The 17,739-nt window shown below is 58.4% G+C and carries 15 protein-coding genes; 6 read left to right on the top strand and 9 right to left on the bottom strand.

The genetic code is table 11. From position 1 onward, the window contains the following. Nucleotides 1–199: 199 nt before the first annotated feature. The gene (locus F451_RS0118020; RefSeq protein WP_026291871.1) at nt 200–3,643 is read left to right on the top strand and encodes an adenylate/guanylate cyclase domain-containing protein; all 3,444 of its coding nucleotides are present in this window, start codon (nt 200–202) and stop codon (nt 3,641–3,643) included. A 60-nt stretch (nt 3,644–3,703) separates the two neighbouring features. Here F451_RS0118020 and F451_RS28475 read toward each other — a convergent pair whose 3' ends face one another. The 4 genes from F451_RS28475 to F451_RS0118005 are packed head-to-tail and all read right to left on the bottom strand — an operon-like array spanning nt 3,704 to nt 6,846. Continuing rightward, entirely contained in the window at nt 3,704–4,099 is a 396-nt protein-coding gene (locus F451_RS28475; protein WP_240476512.1) for a hypothetical protein, read from the bottom strand. Beyond that, nucleotides 4,045–4,806 (bottom strand): ABC transporter substrate-binding protein, encoded by a 762-nt coding sequence (locus F451_RS27840; protein WP_240476511.1) that lies wholly within the window; start codon nt 4,804–4,806, stop codon nt 4,045–4,047. The genes F451_RS28475 and F451_RS27840 overlap by 55 nt, the downstream gene beginning before the upstream one ends. Continuing rightward, complete coding sequence (locus tag F451_RS0118010) at nt 4,803–6,191, bottom strand: sensor histidine kinase (protein WP_020682802.1); 1,389 nt, start codon at nt 6,189–6,191, stop codon at nt 4,803–4,805. Before F451_RS0118010 ends, F451_RS27840 begins: the two co-directional genes overlap by 4 nt. Further along, nucleotides 6,178–6,846 carry a response regulator transcription factor gene (locus tag F451_RS0118005; protein ID WP_020682801.1) on the bottom strand — a complete coding sequence of 223 codons (669 nt, stop codon included), beginning with the start codon at nt 6,844–6,846 and terminating at the stop codon, nt 6,178–6,180. The genes F451_RS0118010 and F451_RS0118005 overlap by 14 nt, the downstream gene beginning before the upstream one ends. Before the next feature lie 145 nt (nt 6,847–6,991). Here F451_RS0118005 and F451_RS0118000 point away from each other — a divergent pair, with 145 nt between their 5' ends. The 4 genes from F451_RS0118000 to F451_RS0117985 all read left to right on the top strand — a co-directional run bounded on the left by F451_RS0118000 (nt 6,992) and on the right by F451_RS0117985 (nt 11,179). After that, nucleotides 6,992–7,972 carry a Bug family tripartite tricarboxylate transporter substrate binding protein gene (locus tag F451_RS0118000; protein WP_240476510.1) on the top strand — a complete coding sequence of 327 codons (981 nt, stop codon included), beginning with the start codon at nt 6,992–6,994 and terminating at the stop codon, nt 7,970–7,972. 9 nt (nt 7,973–7,981) lie between these two features. Next, complete coding sequence (locus F451_RS0117995) at nt 7,982–8,416, top strand: tripartite tricarboxylate transporter TctB family protein (protein WP_020682799.1); 435 nt, start codon at nt 7,982–7,984, stop codon at nt 8,414–8,416. Nucleotides 8,417–8,419: 3 nt separating this feature from the next. Beyond that, entirely contained in the window at nt 8,420–9,955 is a 1,536-nt protein-coding gene (locus F451_RS0117990; protein WP_020682798.1) for a tripartite tricarboxylate transporter permease, read from the top strand. A 339-nt stretch (nt 9,956–10,294) separates the two neighbouring features. Then, nucleotides 10,295–11,179 (top strand): LysR substrate-binding domain-containing protein, encoded by an 885-nt coding sequence (locus tag F451_RS0117985; protein ID WP_020682797.1) that lies wholly within the window; start codon nt 10,295–10,297, stop codon nt 11,177–11,179. 17 nt (nt 11,180–11,196) lie between these two features. Here the strand turns inward: F451_RS0117985 and F451_RS0117980 are convergent, their stop codons facing one another. From F451_RS0117980 to F451_RS0117960, 5 genes are all read right to left on the bottom strand, one after another. Further along, nucleotides 11,197–11,724, bottom strand: a complete 528-nt coding sequence (locus tag F451_RS0117980) for an ACT domain-containing protein (RefSeq protein WP_020682796.1) — start codon at nt 11,722–11,724, stop codon at nt 11,197–11,199. A gap of 485 nt (nt 11,725–12,209) precedes the next feature. Next, on the bottom strand, nt 12,210–12,977 hold the full coding sequence (locus F451_RS0117975; RefSeq protein ID WP_026291870.1) for a creatininase: 768 nt from the start codon (nt 12,975–12,977) through the stop codon (nt 12,210–12,212). Continuing rightward, nucleotides 12,974–14,581, bottom strand: coding sequence for a BCCT family transporter (locus tag F451_RS0117970; RefSeq protein WP_020682794.1), 1,608 nt, complete (start codon nt 14,579–14,581; stop codon nt 12,974–12,976). The genes F451_RS0117975 and F451_RS0117970 overlap by 4 nt, the downstream gene beginning before the upstream one ends. Before the next feature lie 148 nt (nt 14,582–14,729). After that, nucleotides 14,730–15,944: a M24 family metallopeptidase gene (locus F451_RS0117965; protein ID WP_020682793.1), complete on the bottom strand. Its 1,215-nt coding sequence runs from the start codon at nt 15,942–15,944 to the stop codon at nt 14,730–14,732. Between the two features lie 468 nt (nt 15,945–16,412). Then, entirely contained in the window at nt 16,413–16,874 is a 462-nt protein-coding gene (locus tag F451_RS0117960) for a MarR family winged helix-turn-helix transcriptional regulator (protein WP_020682792.1), read from the bottom strand. Nucleotides 16,875–17,146: 272 nt separating this feature from the next. Here F451_RS0117960 and F451_RS0117955 point away from each other — a divergent pair, with 272 nt between their 5' ends. Continuing rightward, nucleotides 17,147–17,683, top strand: coding sequence for a VOC family protein (locus tag F451_RS0117955; RefSeq protein WP_020682791.1), 537 nt, complete (start codon nt 17,147–17,149; stop codon nt 17,681–17,683). Nucleotides 17,684–17,739: the final 56 nt, after the last annotated feature.

The raw sequence follows: 17,739 nt of genomic DNA, 5'->3' as shown, positions 1-17,739 counted from the left end.
CGGCCCCTTGCATTGGGTCGTGCAATGCAAGGTTTTCGTCATCCCGGACGGTGATACCGCGCACTTTATGTAGCAACCCGCCGGGTTAATAGTGCCACTGTGCGAGCAGAGGCGCCGCATTTTCAACGGACTGACAGACACAGGCTTGTGTACCGGTTTTACCGTCGTTTACGGCGCTACCGGGTAGTTGAGAGGTCCTATGATCTGTAGTCAATGCGCCTTTGAGAATCCCCCGGGCGCACGGGTGTGTAGTCAGTGTGCTGCGCCGCTGGATGCTGTGTGTCCGGCCTGTGGCAATAAGGTCGCGCCATCGGCGAAGTTTTGCAGTGAATGCGGTGCACCTCTGGGCGGTGCAAGCGTACGCCCTGCTGATTCTGGTGCACGCGAAGCCGCGCGGTCAGCTCCCATTGGCTACACGCCGGCCCATCTTACCGAACGTATCCTTGCAGAACAGGCCGCATTGAAGGCCCGCGCCCCGGCGGGCGGCGAGCGCAAGACCATCACCGTACTCTTTGCCGACATGGCCGGCTCCACAGCACTGATTCAGGGGCTGGATCCGGAGGAGGTGCGTCAATTGATTGATCCGGTGCTGGCACTGATGATGGAAGCGGTGCATCACTACGAGGGCTATGTGGCCAAGTCTCTGGGCGATGGCATTCTTGCGCTGTTCGGGGCGCCTATCGCGCATGAGGATCACCCGCAACGGGCACTCTATGCGGCCCTTCGAATGCAGGATGCGATGCGCCAGTATGCCGACCGGCTTCGCCTGGATCAGGGCATACCGCTGCAGATTCGCGTCGGTATTCATACCGGCGAGGTGGTGGTGCGGGCCATTCGCACCGACAGCCTGCAGACCGATTACGACCCTGTGGGGCAGACGATCCATATCGCATCGAGAATGGAGGGTATCGCCATACCGGGTTCCATCGTCGTCAGCGAGTCGACCTATCGGCTGACCGATGGCTATCTGGCTTTCAGGCCGCTGGGTGTGACGCCGGTCAAAGGCATGTCCGAACCTCAACAGGCGTTCGAGGTGCTGGGGCTCGGCCCCTTGCGTACCCGCCTGCAGGTGGCGGCCAGTCGAGGCCTGGTGCCCTTTGTCGGCCGCCGACAGGAACTTGCCCAGTTGCAGCGCGCCCTTGATGAGGCCTGTGCGGGGCGGGGCCAGGTTGTGGCGGTGGTTGGTGAACCGGGCGTCGGAAAATCGCGGCTGTTTTACGAGTTTACGCTGCAATCCAAAAAAAGCTGCCTGGTGCTGGAAACCTTCTCGGTGTCCCATGGCAAGGCATTTGCGTACCGGCCACTGATCGAATTGTTGCGTAACTATCTGCAGTTCAGCCCTCAGGATGATGAACGTCGCCAGCGTGAGGTGGTTGCCGGAAAAATCCTCACCCTGGATCGTACGCTGGAAGACAGCCTGCCTTATCTGCTTTACCTGCTGGGGCTGGCGGAAGCCAATTCGGCGCTCGCTCAGATGGATGCGGCGCTGCGTCGTCGCCGGACCTTTGATGCGCTATGGCGTGTACTGCAACGCGAGAGTGTCGATCGGCCACTGCAGCTGGTGTTCGAGGATCTGCAGTGGCTGGATCAGGAAACGGAGGCGTTTTTGGACTACCTTCGCGCGAAAGTGCTGTCTGCACGCATGTTGCTGTTGGTGAATTACCGTCCTGAGTACCGTCATGACACCGTGCAGGATGGCAACTATTCCGAGCTGCGACTGGAGCCCCTGGGACAGCAGGAGACGGCCGAACTGCTGAATGCGCTGTTGGGGCAGGATGCATCCCTGGATACGCTAAAGCCCCGAATTCTGGCGCAAACCGGCGGCAATCCATTTTTCATCGAGGAGGTGGTGCAGACGCTGGTGGAGGAACAGCTGCTCAGTGGCAACGCAGGGCACTACCGGTTGAAGCAGGCGCCCGGGAATCTGCATATACCGACGACGGTACAGGGGGTGCTGTGCGCGCGTATTGATCGCCTGTCGGCAGCGGAAAAAATACTGCTGCAAACGCTGGCCGTCATGGGCAAGGATTTTACCTGGAGCCTGGTGCAGCGTGTAGTCGAGCAGCCTGCAGACCAGCTGCGCCGGGGTCTTGCCCGCTTGCAGGCGGGGGAGTTTATCTACCAGCATCCGGCGTTTCCAGAGATTGAATATACCTTCAAGCACGGACTGACACAGCAGGTCGCCTACGGCACTCTGCTGCGGGAGCGGCGTCGCCAGTTGCATGAGCGCACGGCCCAGGCCATTGAAGCCCTGTTTCAGGACAACCTTGAGCAGCACTGCAGTGAGCTGGCCTGGCATTACAGCCACAGTGATAACACGGCAAAGGCGATCGAGTATCTGCAACGGGCGGGATATCAGGCCGCGCAGCGATCGGCCAACAAGGAGGCCATGGCGCATCTTGGCCGGGCGCTGGAATTACTGCTGCTATCGCCCGAATCGCCGCAGCGTGATCATCAGGAACTTGCCTTGCAGATCCTGCTGGGCCCCATTTACATGGCCAGCATGGGGTATGTTGCGCCGGAGGTGGAAGCGACCTATGGCCGCGCACTGACCCTCGCGCGCCGACTGGGCGAGGCGCCGCAGCTGTTTTCCGTGCTGGTGGGGCTAAGGCGTTTTTACAATCTGCGCGCCGACTACCAGCGTGCCCACGAAGTCGGCCTGCTGCTGCTCAAGGAAGCCAGGCGCAGCGCCGAACCGGATCAGTTGCTGGAAGCCCATGCCGCGATCGGCGCCACCTGCTTTTTCCTTGGTGAGTTCGACGAGGCCAGACGCCACCTCGAAGCCGTCAGCCTCACTTATGACCCGAAGCACCATGGGCGCCACGGTTTTGACTACGGTATGGACCCAGGTGTGCTGGCGCACAATTTCATGGCCTGGGTGCTGTGGTTCTCGGGCAAGCCGGATAAGGCCCGCGTGCGCTGCGCGCAAATGTTGTCGCTGGCGGAGAAAGTTGCCCATCCATTCAGCCTGGCATTCGCGTTGGGTTATGCCGCTGAGTTTCACCTGTTGCTGGGCGAAGTCGAGCGCGTACGGGAACATGCCGAGGCCGCTGTGGCGCTTTCGACAGAACAGGGTTTTCCGTACTGGATTGCCCAGGCCAGCGTAATGCTCGGCTGGGTACACACCGAAGCGGGCGATGTCGATGGCGGGCTGAGGCAGATCCGCGAGGGGATTGCAGATTATCGTTCCAACGGCGCTGAACTGGGCTGTACCTTCCTGATGGCCCTGTTGACCGACACCCTCATCAGGGCGGGTCTGTATGACGAGGCCCAGACGGCAGTGAGCGAGGCGCTGTCACTGGCACAGAATAACGGGGAACGCTATTTCGAGGCCGAATTGCACCGGTTAAGTGGCGTACTCAGGCTGGAGCGTGCAGTGAAGGAGGGCAAAGGTACGCAGCTGACAGTGTCGACCATGGATGAAGCCGAGGGCTGTTTTGCACGGGCCATTGCCCTGTCCGGCCAACAGGGCGCCCGCATGCTTGAACTGCGCGCGGTAATGGAACAGGCCCGCCTGTGGCAGCGTGAGGGAAAAACCGGGGCTGCCCGGCAGCAGCTGGAGCCTGTTTATCAGCGCTTCAGCGAAGGTCTTGATAGCGCTGATTTGCAAGCCGCCAGGGCGCTGCTGGATACCCTGGGCTGAAAAGAGGATTCAGCGGTACCAGCGTTAAGAAGCGGCGGTGGGTGCCGGCACGGCGGCCGGTCAGGGAACGATCGGGTCATACAGTAGCGCATTTTGCCATTCATTCACGAAACGACGTCGTTTTGACTGATCAAGATACACCATCAGCGCAGGCCCCAGCGCAATGGGGTGAAAGTTGAGTGTCTGCTGTCTTACCGTCTGCTGCTGTTGCACTGCGGTGACCGAGTAGGGGCCGGTGGCCTGGGGATGGATGGCGACCAGGGCGCCATGCTGGGCAATCACCTGCTGTCCCTCGAGGGACAGCATATAGTGCAGCAGCGCCTTGGCGCCTGACGGGTTGGGCGCCTGTTCGGGGATAAAGGCGACGCGGCTGACGACCAGCGCATAATCCTGCGGCACGATCACGCCGAGGCGTGGATCGGCGTAGGCGCGGGCCAGCGCATAGGAGCCCAGCATGTTGTAACCCAGCACCAGTTCACCGGAGCTAATGGCGTCCAGGATCTGGGCGGTGCAACAGTAGACCTGGGTGAAGGCACGCCCAAGGCTTTCCTGCAGCCGGCCACTGAGGCTCGAGGTGACTTCATCCTGTGATGCCACCAGGTAGCCAACTCCGGATGTGCGGACATCGTAGGAACCGACCCTGTGCTGGAAAAAGGCCCGTCACTGCGCAGCGCAGTGGCCAGGTCCTCATGGGTTCTGGGCAGGTCTCTGCCGTTGAACGCCGCCTTGTTGTAGACAAACACGATGGGTTCATAACTGAAGCCAAAGGCTTCGTTACGCCAGTTCGCCCAGCCGGGCAGTTCATTCAGTACCGGATTCTCAAAGGCCTGGGCAAAGCCGTCATTGACCAGCCGTATCTGCAGGTCCATGGCGGAACTGATGACCAGGTCAGGGAACTCGTCGCCGGAAAGCTGGCGCATTTTCTGGTCAAGCTCCATCGTGTTGAATTCCCGGTAGTCCAGGGTGACAGCGGGATGGCGGGCCTGAAATGCGTCCAGTAGCGGGGCGATGGCGGTGCGATCGGTGGCGCTGTAGATTAACAGCGACTGTCGTTCGCCCGTTGTCAGGTCGCTTTCAGGGCCGCTGCCATTGAGCTTCCATAGACCAAGCACAAGCGCACCCAGCAGCGCCAGGGATGCAAGGCCAAGCAGGAGTGTTTTCATGTGGATTGTCCAGGCAGGCGCAGCCTGATTCTGAGCCCGCCCGCCGGGCTGCTTTCGATGAACAGCTCGCCGCCATGGGCCTGGGCCACGGCGTCTACGATGGCCAGGCCCAGGCCGGATCCTTCCTTCGTCGAGGCTAGCCGGCTGAAACGCTGCAGGGCCTGGCGACGCAGATGGGGAGGAATTCCGGGGCCACTGTCATCGACGATAATATCGAGTCCCGCGTTGGGTGCAGGCTCCAGCGCCAGGCTGATCAGGTTGTTGCTGGGGCCATAGCGCACGGCATTGTCGAGCAGATTGCGGATGGCTTCGCGCAGGCTGACGCTGTCGGCCGGCACTCGCGTCTGTGTGCTGGTGCAGTGGTAGCCAAACTCGATATCCGAATGGGCATGGTCGCGAACACATTCAGTGAGAATCTGTTTGAGCAGGGCATCAATATCGATGGGCGCCAGCTGCTGGGTGTCGCCACGATGTACCACCATGGCGTGGGCCAGCAGCTGGTTGGTCAGGCGGGTAAGGCGCAGGTGTTCCCGCCGAATCGTTTCAAGCCTGTGTGGCAGTGTAGCCGGGTCGGCGACTTGGGCGGCGATATCGAGTTGTGCCTGAGTGGCGCTCAGGGCGGTACGGATCTGGTGGCTGGCGTCGGCAATGAATACTTTCATGGTGTCGAGGTTGTGCAGTAACTGCTGCTGGTAGCTGTTGATCGCTTCGACCAGCGGGGCGACCTCCTGGATCGGGGTTGCACTGAGCCGGCTCGTATCGGAGGGGCGGCGCCGCCGCAGGGTGCGTGAAATAAGGCTTAACGGCTGCAGCGCGCGATTAATGCCGAGCCAGACGATCACAAGGGTAAGCAGCATGACGCCAATCAGGGTCAGCAGCGCCTTGTAAAGAATGTCGGCCAACAGTTCCTGTCGGGCGTTCCGGGTTTGGGCCAGAGTGACATGAACCCAGCCGGAAACGCCGGCTTCGGTGAGGCGTTTGCTCTGCATGACAAGGCGCAGGGCTTCACCGTTGTAGCGGGCGTTGTAAAAGTGGGGCTTTTCGGAGGGGGCAAAGTCGGGCGGCCGGGGCAAATCCGAATAACCCGTAATGAGCATGCCGGCCTGATCAGTCACCTGGTAAAAGACTTTGTCACTCGGTGCCAGCTGCATCATTTCCATGGCGGCGTAGGGCAGGTCCAGATCGGGCTCGCCGTTGCGCACGAAGACTCCTTCCATGATCGACAGGCTGGCGCTGTTCAGCAGGCGGTCGTACGAATAGTTCGCGGCTTGGCGAGCATAATGCCAGACGCCGTAACTGAGCATCAGGAATACCACCGTCAGCAGTACAGCCGTGCGCGTTACCAGGCGTCGACGCAGTGAATATTCCGGCTCAGTCGTTGACATGGGCGAGATACCCCAGGCCGCGAATGGTCTTGATGATCAGGGTGGAATCGGCCAGCTGCTTGCGCAGGCGGGTCAGGGCCTGCTCGATCGCATTGGGGGTATAGGCTTCGTTGAAGGTATAAAGCCGGTTGGCGATATCGTCCTTGGTCAGGACCCGGTCCAGGTTTTTCAGAAACAGCTCAAGCAGTTGTATTTCCCGCGGACGCAGGTCGATGGGCTGGCCGTTGATCTGCGCGCTTTGGGCGGCCAGGTCGTAGGTGAGATTGCCGCACTGGATCTGGTTGCTGGCGTCGCCGCGTTCGCGTCTGAGCAGGGCCCTGCAGCGGGCTGCGAGTTCTCGAAAATCGAACGGCTTGACCAGGTAGTCATCGGCACCGAGATCCAGCGCACTGACACGGTCGTCCACCTCAGCCCGGGCCGTCAGCACGAGCACCGGAATCCTTTTGCCCTGGGACCTCAGGCTCTGCAGTAACTGGTATCCGCTGCGCCCCGGCAGGTTGATGTCCAGAATCAGCAGGTCGAAATCATCGAACGACAGGTTGCGCTCCGCCTGTTCGACAGAACCTGCCCAGTCCAGCGGATGGCCCAGGTTGCAGAAATACTCGCGGCAGGCGTCGGCGAGGGTGTCGTTGTCTTCTATGAGTAGCATGCGCATATGTGGGCGATTGTCCCTGAAACGGCGTTGTCTGGCAAAGATTGAAATTGTGCGCGTCTGTCAGGCTGGTGTCAGTTTGGAGGCCTAGTATGGCTCCGCTGCCCTGGACAGGTTCCCGGGCGATAAAAAATATAAGCGGAGAAATATGATGAAGTTAAACATTGCTGCCTTGATGCTGACCGGTGGCCTGACACTGGCCATGAACGCGATGGCGTTCGAACCGTCCAAGCCCGAGTGTATCGCTCCGGCCAAGCCCGGCGGCGGCTTCGACCTGACCTGCCGTATTGTATCGAATGGCTTTGCCGAAGCGGGTCTCCTGAAGACACCGATGGCGGTCACCTTTATGCCAGGCGGTGTCGGTGCCGTGGCGTATAACCACATCAACGGCGTGCGTCCCGATGACGGAAATGCGCTGGTGGCGTTCAGCTCGGGTTCGTTGCTGAACCTCGCCCAGGGCAAGTTCGGCAAGGATCTTGATGAAAGCAATGCGCGCTGGGTCGGTGCCGCCGGGGTCGATTACGGCGCCATCATGGTGAAGGCAGACGCTCCGTGGAACACGCTGGCAGAGCTGGTTGCGGATATCAAGAAAGATCCGACCAAGTTTGTTGTCGGTGCCGGCGGCGGTGTGGGCAGCCAGGACTGGATGAAAGCGGCAATCCTGATGAAGTCCTCGGCCGTGGATCCCAAATCAATGCGCTACGTGGCCTATGAAGGTGGCGGTGAAGCGCTGGCCGCATTGATGGGCGGGCATATACAGGTGTATCCGGGGGATGCCGGCGAGATGCAAGGCCAGCTTGAGGCCGGCAAGGTGAGGGTGCTGGCGGTCATGTCACCGGAGCGCCTGGAGGGCGAATTTGCCAACATCCCGACGGCCCTGGAGCAGGGCATCGATGCGCAGTGGACGATCTTGCGCGGCTTTTACCTGGGGCCAAAGGTGTCCGACGAAGCCTATCAATATTGGGCTGACCAGTTCAGCAAGGCGTATGAAAGCGAAGCCTTCATGGCGACCGTGGCCGACAAGGGGCTGATGCCGTTCAAGATGCAGGGTGCCGAGCTTGACAGTTATGTCCGCGAGCGGGTGGGTTATATGCGCAATCTGGCCCGTGAAGCCGGCCTGATTCAGTGAGGTTGAAGCATGTATGACCGCATTTTAGCGGGCGCCTTGCTGCTGCTGTCCGGGCTTGTCGCCTGGGCAGCGCTCAGCCTGGACGTACCCTTTCAGTACGAACCCCTGGGGCCGAAGGCCTTCCCTGTGATACTCGCCGCGTTGCTGGCCATTGCCGCCTGTTGGCTGATGTATCGCCCAGGCAAGAATGACTGGCATCCCAACGCTGCGGTGTTGGCAAAGCTGGCGGCTGGACTCTGTCTGATGGTGACCTATGCCGTGCTGTTCGAACCCGTCGGCTTTATTATTGCCACCTTTGTGGTGGGTTCCCTGTTCAGCTGGCTGTTCGGCGAAACGCCGCTACGCGCCGGGAGCTATGCGCTGGTGATGAGTCTGAGCAGCTACTTCCTGCTCAAGGAACTGCTGCAGCTTAATGTTCCCGCCGGCGTTCTGATTGGAGGTTAACCAATGGAAACACTGAATTTTCTGGCGACCGGTTTTTCGGTCGCCCTGGCGCCCCTGAATCTGATGCTCGTGCTGGTGGGCTGCTTCGTTGGTACTCTGATCGGTTCCCTGCCGGGTATAGGTCCGATTAATGGCGTTGCGATCCTGCTGCCGCTGGCCTACGCGATGGGCTTTCCACCGGAGTCCGCGCTCATACTGCTGGCCGGGGTGTATTACGGTGCCGAATACGGCGGCCGGATCTCAAGCATTCTGCTGAATGTACCCGGCGATGCCGGTGCCATTATGACAACTCTTGATGGCTATCCGATGTCCAAGCGCGGTGAAGGCGGCCGTGCCCTGGCGCTGTCGGCGGTTTCATCCTTTGCCGGCAGCATGGGGGCGTTGCTGATGATGGTCGTCTCGGCGCCCTTACTTAGTCAGTTCGCCATACAGTTCGGGCCGACTGAATATGTTTGGCTGATGGTGTTTGCCTTTACCTGTCTGGCGACGATGGTGGGCAGTCGCCCGGTGAAAACCATGGTGGGTGTCATGATTGGCCTGCTGCTGGCGACTGTAGGCGTCGACTCCGGTACCGGTGTGCTGCGCTTTACCCTGGGCATTCCCAACTTCTTCGATGGCGTGGATTTTCTGGTGGTGGTGATCGGGTTGTTTGCCATCAGCGAAGTACTGGCCCTGCTGGAACAGTGGGCGCGCAATGATTTTGTCATTACCCCCGTGGGCAAGAGTTTTGTCAGCGTTGCCGATCTCTTGGCGGTCAAGTGGGTGGTGCTGCGCTCCACGGTCATTGGCTTTCTGATTGGTGTTCTGCCGGGGACCGGCGCATCGATTGCCAGCGCGGTGGCTTATGGTACCGAAAAGCGCATTGCCGAAGGTGACGATGAGCAGTTCGGCAAAGGTGATATCCGTGGCCTGGCGGCACCGGAAGCCGCCAATAACGCATCGGCGGCCGGTTCCATGGTGCCGATGCTGACCCTCGGGATTCCGGGCAGTGGTACAACGGCGATACTGCTGGGTGCCCTGATGATGTTCAACATCACGCCGGGACCGCTGTTGTTTGAACAGCAGCCAGAGATTGCCTGGGGACTGATTGCATCGATGTTTATCGGCAATATTGCACTGCTGGTGATGAATTTGCCGATGATTGGCCTCTTCGTTCGGCTGCTGTCGATTCGCCAGGCTTACCTGGTACCGGTGATCGTGATGCTGACCTTCGTGGGCATCTATTCAATCCATGGCGACAGTTTTGACCTGTTCTTTATGGTTGTACTCGGTGTCTTTGGTTTCCTGCTGCGCAAGCTGCACTTTTCGCTGGCTCCGGTGATTCTGGGTCTGGTGCTGGGTGAAGTGCTGGAAGAAAACCTGCGCCGTGCATTGTCGATCAGTGGCGGTGACTGGGGAATTCTGTTCAACGGTCCGATGGCCTATACCCTGGCGGGTGCCACGGCCGCCGCGCTGCTGGTGCCGAGCCTGTGGCGCTGGTACAAAAAATCGGGGCCCCGTACTGTTGTGACCGGCGCGCCGCTCGCTGAAGACGACTGAGCTTCAATTCTGCCGGGTCCTGCACCTGGCAGAGCTTTTGCCCGCTGTGCGACCTCAACGTTGCGCCGGCCCATTAGGGTTCGGCGCGACGCTGCGGGTTGTCCTGCGTCATTCATTCATTGCGGGCCCTGTGCAGTGCATCTGCCAGGGCCCGTTGGCCATTTAGGGGCCGATTCGGCGCCTGCGCAAGTATGGTCTGAGCGTTACCGCGGGCGGAGGCGGCCGTTGAATCAGCCAAAGATTTGTTAATCCAATAAGGAGTTGGAATGTATTTATATCCTTAATGGCCTGCGCTAGCATGAAAGGCTCTGTATTCTTGTTTCTCGGGTGCCAAAACCTATGAAAAACCTGCCAATGGATTTGCTGCGCACCTTTGTAACCATCAATGACCTGGGGGGCTTTACCCAGGCGGGAGAGGTGCTCGGGCGTTCGCAGCCGGCGGTCAGCCTGCAGGTCAAGCGGCTTGAGGAGCTCGTGTCGGTGCAGTTGTTCAATCGCGCCCAGGGGCTGCGCCTGACGGAAGAAGGGCAGATGCTCTATGGCTATGCCCGCAAGATTCTGGATCTTAACGATACCGCCGTGTCGAGGGTGATGACCCCGGCTGTGAGCGGCTCGGTGCGGCTGGGGATTCCTAACGATTTCGAAGTCTCTTTCCTGCCGGTGCTGTTGTCGAAGTTTTCCCGCGCCTATCCCAATGTGATGCTCGATGTCAGCAGTGACCTGAGCGTACACTTGCGCCGGGACTATCTGCGCGGCGCCTTCGACCTGGTGATGAGCATGGATGAGCATCCGTCGTCCGAGATTCTTGCCGATGATGCCATCGTCGAGCCGCTGGCCTGGATTAGCGGCGCGGATTTTCACCTCGACCCAGCAGAGCCTGTGCCTTTGGTGCTCTATCCCAAAGGGTGCGTTTACCGCCATCACGTCACCGAGGCGCTGAACCAGGCCGGCATTGCCTGGCGCATTCTGTACTGCACCTCTAGTCTGCTGGGCATACAGTCGGCAATCGAGGCAGGGCTCGGTATCAGTGCGCTGGCCAACAATACGGTGCCCGGCATGCTGAAGGCCGACAAGGTACTTGGCCACTTGCCTCCGTTGGGGGATGTCACCATCGGTTTCAACTACGATGCGGCAAACCTGTCGGCGGCCGGTAAACGTCTGCTGGAGCACCTTCGCCAGGGATTGCAGCAGAGCCAGTTGTATCATCCGCCCAAGCGAATCTGACAACCTGCAGCCCGCCGTCAGGCGCGGTACAGGTGCTCGGTATTGATGTCGAACTCCAGACCCTGTGCCAGACGATTAAGGGCCTGGGTCAGGTTGTCAGGTGAGAGCCGGCGCGTCAGGCGCGCTCTTATACGGGCATGAAAGCCCTGTTCGCCGAGCAGGGGCGCACCGATAAAATGCTGATTGTACTGTTCGATCAGTGCGCCGTGGCTTTCCAGAATCTGGCGAATTTCGTGATCCAGGCCCAGCCGGAAGTTGCCGCGAATGGCCAGCGACAGTTGCTGTCCGACAGGCGCGGGGTCCTCAATCACCTGGCGGGTCACGATATGCAACCCCTGCGCGCTGAAGCTTTGCAGCCGTTGCCATACCCAGTGTGCGCAACTCTCGTGCAGCTGTAGCTTCATCAGTCCGCTGACTCTGCCCTCCAGGATTGCCAGCTGGCGGTCCAGTATCACGCCCTCGCCCAGGGCAATGGTTTCGCTGAATTTGTGCAGCATGTCGGGGCAGTCAGGTCCTGCCAGGGTAATCAGCCAGATGGTATGCATGGGTTTAATATCCGTTATCAAACAGGGAGGACCGCTGCAAGCGAGCGGGCCCTGTGAACTCGGTAGTCGAATCTACTAAAGTTTTAGTCGTTGCTGCGAACTGGCCCTTAAGTTCAGTCCGGGGCTGGTCTTGATAACGCAGCCGTTGCTGTTGGGCACTGTACTGTCGGTTTATTGGTTGGGGATCAGTGCTCTTGTGCAAGAGTTTGATTTTGTGGTGAAAATTCGGACCTCGACCTGCGAGACATCAAGTACTCGCAGGCCAAGGCACCGAAGGTGCTCCGGGGCTCGAAAGTCCCGGCGAGAGCGCCCTGTGGGGGAGAGCGCTCGCGTTGCGCAGGTGGGCTTTAGCCCTCAATTATGTTGTGAGCCGGTTACAGCGGATTACGGGGGATGTATTCGGTGCAACTGTCATAATCACGGTGACTGCAGTGTTGTACGTCGTTTCAGTGCATCGTCGAAGTTACGGGTGCCAGCGGTTGGCGTCAGTCCTTGAAATGCGATCTTATGCTTTTTGCAATGCCATCAACGCAGACATCGAAGAGCAGCTTGCCGTGATTCGCCGTCGCTTTGCTGGCCGATGACAGTGTGCCGCTGCTCGGTACCCAAGTGGGGTCGGAGGGAAAGACGTCGTAAGGCGGGAAGCTGGCCGCAGGATGGTCGATCACCTTCTCCATATCGACCAGCTGCGGGTGCAGATGCAGCATCAGGGATGTTTCCAGAACGCCGCCATGTTCCACGTCCCATCCGGTGAAGCCATCCGGAAATACGGTCGCAATGGTCTCCTTGTCGACGTAATCCCAGTATGACAACAGCATAACCTTGGCATCAATATTTTCATGGCGCAGGTGTTCGAGCGCCAGATCGATACCTTCAATGATAAACATTGAATTTTCGAAATGGCCATTGATCAGCACGAAGCGGCGATTACCGTGGCGTGCGAAGGCCACCAGAACGTCTTTTACGGTATCGATCAGGGTCTTGCCATTGACGCAGGTTGTGCCAGGGAAGAAGTTCCCGCCGCCAGATTTCACCTGGGATTTGTACCCGTACGAAATCGGCGGAGCAATAAGAACGTTGGCCAGCTCATTGGCAACACCATCCGAGATGCCTTCGGGAATCAGCACATCCGGATTCATCGACATATGGGGTCCATGCTGCTCGATGGCGCCTATAGGCAGGAGTATGGTCGCGTCCCCTTTTGCGACTCGCTGCTCATAGGTCTTCCAGTTAAGGTTTGCGAGTCTGGTCATTGCGGTAACTCTCCAGCGGGTACTTTCCCGGCTAAGGTTGCAGATTCTATGCGCTGATATTCCTGCCGGACGCCCTTGATCAGTGCCACGCACATTAGCACCATCAATACAGAAAACGGCAGGGCAGCGATGATGGAGGCCGTTTGCAGAGTGCTCAGTGCTGCGTTGCCACCGGCTACCAGTAACACCGCGGCGACAACGCCCTGCATGATGCCCCAGAAGGTACGGTGGCGTTTGAGTGGGTGCTGATTGCCTTCACTCATGATCGTGGTTAGCACCAGGGTGCCCGAGTCGGACGAGGTAATGAAGTATGACGCCACCAGCAGTGTGCCTGCAATTGCGGCCATATCGCCAAGGGTGCCCAGGTTCATGCCCTCAAAAGTGGCATAGAGTGCGTCGGCGACATTGTTACTGACAGTTTGAGCAATAGTGCCATTTCCGAAAAGGTCGATGTTCAATGCGGTACCGCCATAGGCGGCAAGCCATACAAAGGACAACAGGCTGGAGACGCCGACAACGCCGAGCACGAACTCACGAATGGTGCGTCCACGGGATACGCGGGCAACGAAGACGCCGACGAAGGGTGCCCAGGACATCCACCAGCCCCAGTAAAATACCGTCCACCAGCCCTGCCACATGCTTTTCCAGCTGGCATCAGCATCGCCAATGGACTGGGTGGGCGCTTCAAGGAAAATGTTCATTGATACCAGGTCAACGAGATAGTCTATCGACACGCCAAAGAGCAGATTGAAAATATATTGTGTCGGGCCGAAGACAATGAAAAATGCCAGAAGCAGCAAGGTGAGCCACATATTGCTGATCGAGAGGTATTTTATGCCGCGTTTGAGACCTGTAAGTACCGAAACGAGTGCGCAGAGGGTAATGATGACAACCAGCAGCAGCTGGATGCCGGTATTCTGAGGTACATCCCAGATAGCGTTCAGTCCGGCATTGATCTGCTGTACGCCAAGACCCAGCGAGGTTGCAATGCCAAACAGGGTTGCAAAAACGGCGATGATATCGACAAGTACGCCTATCCAGCCGTGGATGCGGTCACCGAGCAACGGATACAGGGTATAGCGGATACTGAGCGGTTTTTTCAGTCGGTAGGATACAAAGGCAAGGGCCAAACCAACTACGCAGTATATGGCCCAGGCATTAAAGCCCCAGTGGAAGAAGGTGACTTTCATCGCGACTTCGGCTGCTTCCGCGTCGCCAACTGCGGCGGAAAAGGGCGTGCCGCCTGAAAAGTGAAACATAGGCTCTGCGATGGACCAGAAGATGATGCCTATGCCCTGGCCGGCGGCATAGACCATGGCAAACCAGGCAAAGAAACTGAACTCGGGCTTTTCACCATCGTCACCCAACCGTATCTGGCCATAGCGGCTGAACGTGATCCAGATGCAAAACGCCAGAAAACCGCCGGCGAGTGCTACATACCAGCTGCTGGCCGTGAGGGTGATGAGAGTCCGTGCTGCGTCTATGATGGTTGCGGATTGCTCGGGCAGTAGAAGCGTATAGAGGATGAACAGGGATGTCACGGCCAGGGAGATAATCACAATATACGGATTAATTCCCTTAAAAGGGCCTTTGGTAAGCACCATGATGGCTACCTCATGCGGGGACGAGGCCCCACGCTAGATATTATTATTGTGTATCGAGTGCCCGGTGGGTGGGTATTCGATTGTCGTATGCCAATTTTGCCCAGAGAAGACCGGCAGCTTATCGTCAAAGCTGCCGGATTTCATCTGCTTAACCTTTGATGATGTTGTGCTCCGGTCCAAACGGGAAGCGGGTGATGTTTTCGGCACTGGTGTCGCCAACGACCAGGATGTCGTGCTCGCGGTAGCCGCCGGCACCGGCGCGACCTTGCGGGATCATCAGCATCGGCTCCATCGATACCACCATGCCGGGCTCCAGAACGGTATGGACGTCTTCGCGCAGCTCCAGGCCCGCTTCTCGTCCATAGTAGTGACTCAGGGTGCCGAAGGAGTGGCCATAACCAAAGGTGCGGTATTGCAGTACATCGTGCTGGGCAAAAATCTCGTTGAGCTCGGCGGCGATGTCGCTGCAGCGTGCACCGGGTTTGATCAGTTCCAGACCGCGACGGTGTACCTTACAGTTGATTTCCCACAATTCGAGGTGGCGATCACTAGCGTGTTCGGCGAACAGGGTGCGTTCCAGTGCTGTGTAATAGCCCGCGATCATCGGAAAGGTGTTGAGACTCAGAATATCGCCGGCCTGCACCTTGCGGGTGGTGACCGGGTTGTGGGCGCCATCGGTATTAATGCCCGACTGGAACCAGACCCAGGTGTCCATCAGTTCACCGTGGGGAAAGGTGCCGGCAATTTCGCGCACCATGGCCTGGGTGCCGGCCAGCGCGATTTCATACTCGGGCACGCCAACGGCGATGGCATCACGGATGGCGGCGCCGCCGACGTCTGCCACTCGAGCGCCCTGCTTGATCAGTGCGATTTCTTCGGCGGATTTGATCATGCGCATTTGCATGGTCGGCACGCCGATATCGACGAAGCTGGCTTGCGGCAGCGCAGCCTGCATTTTCTGCAGATTCTGAAGTGGCATGTGATCGTGCTCGACGCCGACTTTGCCACCATTGCTGATCAGTTGCTTGACGGCGTGGAAGAAGTTGTCTTTTTGCCAGTCGGTGTAGATGACGTTGTCGCCCAGCTGGTTGCGACGGTAGGGCTGGCCGCCGTCGATATTGGCGGTGATGGTGGTGTAGCTGTCCTGGGTAACTACCAGGCCGTAGTCGCGGCCGAAACGACAGTACACGAAATCGCTGTAGTAATTGATGTTGTGGTAGGAGGTAAAGAGCACGGCCTGAACATCATTCTCTGCCATGTAGCAACGCAGCTTGTCGAGGCGGGACTGCAGTTCAGCCTGGCTGAAAGTCGGGCGGGCCTTGTCGCCGTTAGCCAGCTGGAGGGTCTGAGGCATGGTTAACATCGGTTTTTTCTCCTGATTATTCTTGTTCAATCATTAGGGCCAGACGACGTCCGCTTCGGCTGAACAGGCGCGGGACATGGGCGTTACGTTGGCTTCAACTGATCCTATCCCTGGCGTGGTCATATTAAAAATCAATAGTAGAAATGGAACTATTTATAATCTAAATGTGATGGCCGATTACCGCAGGCGGCACCAAGTGCACGGCGCTGCTGCGCTACGGTGTGGCGGGGCCGTGAGGGCGCTGGGCAGGGTAAGTGCGGTGAGAAGATCAAGCGGGGCGCGTGACAGTGGTGAGCAGCTGTTGGCTAGCCCGTTGCTGTCACGGCTCAAGCAGGGCGCCAATGCGGGGGAGCCGACCGCAGTCAATCCGGGATGCTGTGCAACAGGGCGATGCTCTGTCGGTGTTATCACCTAAGCGAAGAGCGAGTGTCCGGGCATCGCTGTCGACTGGTGCCGACAGCAACCGTTTCAGGGCTCCATGGCGTCAAGCTGCTTGTCGAGTTTCTCAAGAATGCGCATCAGGTCGCGGTACTCGCTGGTATCCAGTGCCTTGATCAGATTGCTTTCCCATTCAAGCGCCCGTGGTGCCAGCTCATGGTAGAGCCGACGGCCCGCGGCAGACAGCGACAGGTAGGTAATGCGATTGTCCTGTTCGTCCTTTTGCTTGATCAGATAACCCTTGTCGTCGAGTTGCTTCACGGCGCGTGAGACCTTGGATTTATCCATCTGGGTAATACGGCCAATATCACGTGCATTGAGGCGTTCGTCCTCCGCCAGCCGCGCTAGTATGCGCCATTCCGGGATGGTCACATTGAAGGCTTCGCTGCTGTAGATCTGTGACAGGTTGTCGCTGATCCGCTTTGCCGTGTTGACCATGCGGTAGGGTATGAACTGTTGCAGAATGAGGGATTTGTAGGACTGTTCTGGCATGGCGGTGCATCCGGGACTGCTTGCTAATGTGTTTATTCTCTCACCTGAGAGGGGTTTTCTCAACGTTTTGTGGCGGGTCTGAGTCCTGGATGAAATCACTGTGATGGCGAAATCCTTCGAATTTATTGGCTTATAGCCGTGTTTTTCGCACAGGTACGGCACTTCCTGTGCTCAACAAATAGCCTTATGAATAAAAAGGGATTGATTATAGTCTCATGTGAGAATATATTTGTTCTCATCTGAAACTAATTGAAGAGCCAGGAGAGACCGCCATGCAGATCCAGCAGATTCACCACGTTGCCTACCGTTGCAAAGATGCCAGGGAAACCGTGGAGTTCTACCAGCACTACCTGAACATGGATTTCATTCTGGCGATATCAGAAGACAAGGTGCCCTCGACCAAGGAGCCGGACCCGTACATGCACCTGTTCATGGATGCGGGTAACGGCAATATACTGGCGTTTTTCGAGTTGCCGAATTCGCCCGAGATGGGCAGCGACCCCAATACCCCGGCCTGGGTGCAGCATATTGCCTTCGAGCTTGAGAGCGAGGCGGCGCTGCTGGAAGCAAAGGCGGAGCTTGAGGCCAAGGGGCTCGAGGTGGTGGGGCCGACGAATCACGAAATCATCAAGTCGATCTATTTCTTCGATCCCAACGGTCATCGGCTGGAACTGACGGTGCGCACCGACAAACCGGGTCAGATAGACCGCCTGCATGCGCTGGCGCCGGAAATGCTCGCGGCCTGGAGCAAGACCAAAAAGGCCGTCGACCATGCCGCCTGGCTGCACGTCGAGGAGTTTACCGGCTGATTCCGCAAGCCACTAAATACTTAAGCCTGGTTAAAACAAAGCCCCCGTCACTGCTC

The sequence above is a fragment of the Marinobacterium rhizophilum DSM 18822 genome, from assembly GCF_000378045.1.
Lineage (GTDB): Bacteria > Pseudomonadota > Gammaproteobacteria > Pseudomonadales > Balneatricaceae > Marinobacterium_A > Marinobacterium_A rhizophilum.
The sequence above is the reverse complement of the archived record's forward strand: the minus strand, read 5'-3'. Positions and strand labels throughout refer to the sequence as shown.